Genomic DNA, 2,139 nt, shown 5'->3' with positions numbered 1-2,139 from the left:
CTAAAACAGCGACTGTATCATAATAACACCAATTATAATAGCTGTCAACAATAAATTCATGGAGCGGGTGATGGGAATCGAACCCACGACAACAGCTTGGAAGGCTGTGGTTTTACCACTAAACTACACCCGCAAATCCAATCGGGAAAACAGGATTCGAACCTGCGACCCCATGGTCCCAAACCATGTGCTCTACCAAGCTGAGCTATTTCCCGCTTCATATTCTTTTTCTTTTCATAAAAAAAGAGCGCGCCCAAGAGGAGTCGAACCCCTAACCTTTTGATCCGTAGTCAAACGCTCTATCCAATTGAGCTATGGGCGCGTAAATGCGGCCGAGAGGACTTGAACCTCCACGGGATTTAACTCCCACTAGGCCCTCAACCTAGCGCGTCTGCCATTCCGCCACGACCGCGTTAAGAATAACACGCATTTTATATTATATCAATTACCGTTTCAAATGTCAACAGCTACTTTAATGGAGCGGAAGACGGGACTCGAACCCGCGACCCCCACCTTGGCAAGGTGATGTTCTACCACTGAACTACTTCCGCATACACTCAATGCGGGTGAAGGGAGTCGAACCCCCACGCCGTACGGCGCCAGATCCTAAGTCTGGTGCGTCTGCCAATTCCGCCACACCCGCGGAAAATGGTGAGCCATGCAGGATTCGAACCTGCGACCCTCTGATTAAAAGTCAGATGCTCTACCGACTGAGCTAATGGCTCGAAAAAATGGCTGGGCCAGCTGGATTCGAACCAGCGCATCACGGAGTCAAAGTCCGTTGCCTTACCGCTTGGCTATGGCCCAATGACGGTTCCGACGGGAATCGAACCCGCGATCTCCTGCGTGACAGGCAGGCGTGATAACCGCTACACTACGGAACCAACACCCAAAAATATAAAATGTCAAATGACCCGTACGGGATTCGAACCCGTGTTACCGCCGTGAAAGGGCGGTGTCTTAACCGCTTGACCAACGGGCCGCAACAACTACTGCTTTTAAAGAACAGCTTATGTATGGCGGAGAAGGAGGGATTTGAACCCTCGCGCCGCTAAACGCGACCTACGCCCTTAGCAGGGGCGCCTCTTCGGCCAACTTGAGTACTTCCCCAAAATGGCTCCGCAGGTAGGATTCGAACCTACGACCGATCGGTTAACAGCCGATTGCTCTACCACTGAGCTACTGCGGAATAACTAATATCATCTTGTCGACTCTTAAAATTATACTGACGCAAGGCTAGGGTGTCAACCCAATTTTAAAATTTATTTTTAAAAAATATCACTGCCCGCAAATGGACGGAAATGGCGCAGGTTCACACATCATGATTTCCCCGCCGGGATCAGAATATACGGCGGTGTAATTGAAGCTTCCCGCCGCATTTTCCGCAGACGTAACGGTTTACGTCCACTCTTCTTTTCCGCCTGTATAGGACGCCGCAATCTCCACAGACATATTCATAAAGATGGGATGGCCGGCAGCTGGAGGAGGCATCCTCTTTGCTCGGCAACGCAGAACAGTAGCGGGGAGCGCCGGTTTTTTTCAGCAGTTGTTTGAAGTCCCGGTCGCGATGCCGGTATCCTTTGCCTTCAAGATGAAGATGGTAATGGCAAAGCTCGTGCTTAATAATCCCGATCAGTTCTTTTTCCCCCAGTTCTTCTAAATACTTTTTATTGATTTCGATATTGTGGTTTTTTAATAAGTATCTGCCGCCTGTTGTGCGCAGGCGGGGGTTAAACGAAGCCCGGTGCTGAAACGGTTTATGGAAGTGCTGTAAAGAAATTTCTTCAACAAGCTTTTGCAATTGTATATTGTCCAAATTGGCGGCCTCCTTTGTCAAGCCAACGCGTTAGTTTTTTGCCCGGATCTGCGCGGCTCCCCTTTTCTATTGTCCAGCTTCGCCGCCCATCGGCTAAAGTATTTCCCTCCCCCCTCGATAAGTCGACATCGATTCTCCTTGAAGGCTCACCGTGTTTCCTTTATCTCAGTCGGGACCCAGCAGTTCATACGCCGACAATCAAACGACATCCGTTTTTCTTATCATATGACAAGTTATTATAGCATATAACGGTGGTTTTGTTATGGTTGTATGTATCAAATTTTTCTCGACATCGTTTAAAAATCAGTGATTTCCAGACACTC

At 48.8% G+C, this 2,139-nt stretch carries 1 protein-coding gene and 12 tRNA genes; all 13 read right to left on the bottom strand.

What is annotated here, in order from left to right; all coding sequences use genetic code 11:
- Positions 1-59: 59 nt before the first annotated feature.
- The 13 genes from BpJC4_RS15680 to BpJC4_RS15620 all read right to left on the bottom strand — a co-directional run bounded on the left by BpJC4_RS15680 (position 60) and on the right by BpJC4_RS15620 (position 1,816).
- A tRNA-Gly gene (locus BpJC4_RS15680) sits at positions 60-133 on the bottom strand.
- Between the two features lie 8 nt (positions 134-141).
- Positions 142-215, bottom strand: a tRNA-Pro gene (locus BpJC4_RS15675).
- Positions 216-248: 33 nt separating this feature from the next.
- Positions 249-322 (bottom strand) — tRNA-Arg (locus tag BpJC4_RS15670).
- Between the two features lie 5 nt (positions 323-327).
- Positions 328-412: transfer RNA gene (locus BpJC4_RS15665), tRNA-Leu, on the bottom strand.
- Between the two features lie 64 nt (positions 413-476).
- Positions 477-551: transfer RNA gene (locus BpJC4_RS15660), tRNA-Gly, on the bottom strand.
- A 10-nt stretch (positions 552-561) separates the two neighbouring features.
- Positions 562-643 (bottom strand) — tRNA-Leu (locus BpJC4_RS15655).
- A 6-nt stretch (positions 644-649) separates the two neighbouring features.
- Positions 650-725: transfer RNA gene (locus BpJC4_RS15650), tRNA-Lys, on the bottom strand.
- Between the two features lie 7 nt (positions 726-732).
- A tRNA-Gln gene (locus BpJC4_RS15645) sits at positions 733-807 on the bottom strand.
- 4 nt (positions 808-811) lie between these two features.
- Positions 812-884, bottom strand: a tRNA-Asp gene (locus BpJC4_RS15640).
- Positions 885-910: 26 nt separating this feature from the next.
- Positions 911-982: transfer RNA gene (locus BpJC4_RS15635), tRNA-Glu, on the bottom strand.
- 35 nt (positions 983-1,017) lie between these two features.
- Positions 1,018-1,110: transfer RNA gene (locus tag BpJC4_RS15630), tRNA-Ser, on the bottom strand.
- A gap of 4 nt (positions 1,111-1,114) precedes the next feature.
- A tRNA-Asn gene (locus BpJC4_RS15625) sits at positions 1,115-1,189 on the bottom strand.
- A gap of 150 nt (positions 1,190-1,339) precedes the next feature.
- A complete protein-coding gene (locus tag BpJC4_RS15620; RefSeq protein WP_151681998.1) occupies positions 1,340-1,816 on the bottom strand; it encodes a SprT family protein in 477 nt (158 codons plus the stop codon).
- Between the last annotated feature and the right edge of the window lie 323 nt (positions 1,817-2,139).

Source organism: Weizmannia acidilactici (assembly GCF_008974185.1).
Taxonomy (GTDB): Bacteria; Bacillota; Bacilli; order Bacillales; family Bacillaceae_C; genus Weizmannia; species Weizmannia acidilactici.
The sequence above is the reverse complement of the archived record's forward strand: the minus strand, read 5'-3'. Positions and strand labels throughout refer to the sequence as shown.